Raw genomic sequence first — 2,001 nt, 5'->3', positions numbered from 1 at the left:
GTATTCGACTTCCTGCACCAGCGCAGCCAGCTGCAGCAGGAACTGACCATTGCGCATGCGACGGCCGGCACTGCCGCCGCTGCGCCCTGACCTGGCAAGGAGAAGATGATGCGCAACCTGCAGTTTTCCGCGTTGGCCGTGCTTTTGTGCGGCAGCCTGTTGTCTGCAGCGCCGGCACATGCCGAGCGCCGCATCGTGATCATCCAGAACAGCGTGCCCGAGGGGCCGAGCCTGGAGATGTCCGCGCCGATGGTGGAACGGGCGCGCGCAGCCGCGGCTGGGGAAACCAACGATGCGGGCATGCCCCCCGGCCAGGGCCCGCGGGTGACGCTGCCGCAGATGCAGGTCAGCGCCATCTCCACCACCGTCGATGGCCGCCGCGAAGTGCTGCTGCAGGACCCCGCCAACCCGCAGAACACCGCGTCCATGCAATGGCCCAAGCGCCCCGGTGACCCGGCCGTGCAGTTCAACGTGGGCCAGACCGTGAATTTCGAGCCTGCTGAATCGGGCAACGGCTGGCGTGTGAGCGACAACCAGGGCCGCCCACTGGAATACCTGCCCGAGGCCACCGGCCCACGCGACATTTTCGATACGCAGCGCTGAGCCGCTGCCTTCATCCTGACCAGGAGGTCACCATGCTTCGTTCCCTGCGCGCCCCCGCCGCCGCCCTGCTGCTCTCGGCCCTGACGGTGCCGACCGTGCACGCTGGTGCCGCCCCGCACATCAACAGCGGCCAGGCCAGCGTGCTGGTCACTTCGCTGATCGTGGTGTCGGTTCCGCTGGCCACCTCGATGGGCCTGGCCGCGCTGTCCAAGGCGCCGTTCAAGGCCAGCGAGCGCAATGGCCGGGTGGCCGAGCGCACTCCGGCAGTACCGCTGCCGCCGATGGAAGTGAAGCAGGTGGCGACCACCGCCGCTGGCGAGCGCCAGGTGCAGCTGCAGGTGCCGGACAAGGCCGACCAGACCGCCACCCTGCAGTGGCCGGCGATCGAGGGCGAAGACCCGGTGGCCGGTTTCGTAGTGGGCCAGCAGGTGCGCTTCGACCCGACCGATGCCGGTGCCGGCTGGACAGTGAAGAACAGTGACGGCAAGGCCCTGGCCTATGTGCCGACCGCCTACGCCGCCGGCGACGCGCTGAGCGAGCAGCTGTAAAACTGAACGGCCGTTTTTGGCTTTGCGGCGGGCCGGGCGGATAATGGGCGATCCCCTTTGTCCCCTGGCTCGCCATGTCCGTGCGTCCTGCGCCTGTTTTTGCCCCGTTGACCGCCCGCGCCCTGGTGCTGGCGGTGCTGGCCATGGGCGCGGTGGTGCTGCTGTCCAACGTGCTGGTGCAGTACCCGATCAATGACTGGCTGACCTGGGGTGCTTTCAGCTACCCGGTGGCCTTTCTGGTCAGCAACCTGATCAACCGCCGCTTCGGCCCGGGCCCGGCCCGCCGCGTGGCGTGGATCGGGTTTGCGGTGGCGGTGCTGCTGTCGGTGTGGGTGGCCACACCGCGCATTGCGATCGCCTCGTGCTCGGCCTTCATCGTGGCCCAGTTGCTGGACATCACCGTATTCGATCGCCTGCGCCGCGGCAGCTGGTGGCGCGCACCGATGGTGGCCACCACCTGCAGCGCCACGGTGGACACCACGATCTTCTGGTCGATCGCCTTCGCCGGTTCCACCCTGCCGTGGGTGAGCTGGGCAGCGGGCGACCTGGCAGTGAAGCTGGCGATCGGCGTGTGCCTGCTGGCCCCGTTCCGCGCGCTGCTGTGGAAGATGGCGCCGCTGCGTACAGCGGGCTGACTGCCTCACCGGTGGGTGCCAACCTTGGTTGGCGCACTCCTTGAACCCGGTGGGTGCCGACCGTTGGTCGGCACGCTCCTTCAGGGTTCATCGCAGCTGAGRGATTGTGCCGACCAACGGTCGGCACCTACCAATGAAAAGCCATCGCCAGACCATTGATCCGGTAGCTGCCAACCTTGGTTGGCACACTCYCTGAACCCGGTGGGTGCCGACCG

The 2,001-nt window shown here is 68.0% G+C and carries 3 protein-coding genes and 1 pseudogene; all 4 read left to right on the top strand.

The genetic code is table 11. From position 1 onward, the window contains the following. Nucleotides 1-90: pseudogene (locus AC1VAN_RS20120) on the top strand (DUF2145 domain-containing protein); the annotation flags it as partial. An 18-nt stretch (nt 91-108) separates the two neighbouring features. Continuing rightward, on the top strand, nt 109-603 hold the full coding sequence (locus AC1VAN_RS20115) for a hypothetical protein (protein WP_025878220.1): 495 nt from the start codon (nt 109-111) through the stop codon (nt 601-603). A gap of 32 nt (nt 604-635) precedes the next feature. After that, on the top strand, nt 636-1,151 hold the full coding sequence (locus AC1VAN_RS20110) for a hypothetical protein (RefSeq protein WP_025878222.1): 516 nt from the start codon (nt 636-638) through the stop codon (nt 1,149-1,151). Nucleotides 1,152-1,225: 74 nt separating this feature from the next. Then, nucleotides 1,226-1,786: a queuosine precursor transporter gene (locus tag AC1VAN_RS20105; protein WP_025878224.1), complete on the top strand. Its 561-nt coding sequence runs from the start codon at nt 1,226-1,228 to the stop codon at nt 1,784-1,786. Nucleotides 1,787-2,001: the final 215 nt, after the last annotated feature.

It is taken from the genome of Stenotrophomonas sp. 05L44_2, assembly GCF_056665995.1.
Note: the sequence above shows the minus strand (reverse complement) of the source record. Positions and strands in the feature narration are given on the sequence as shown.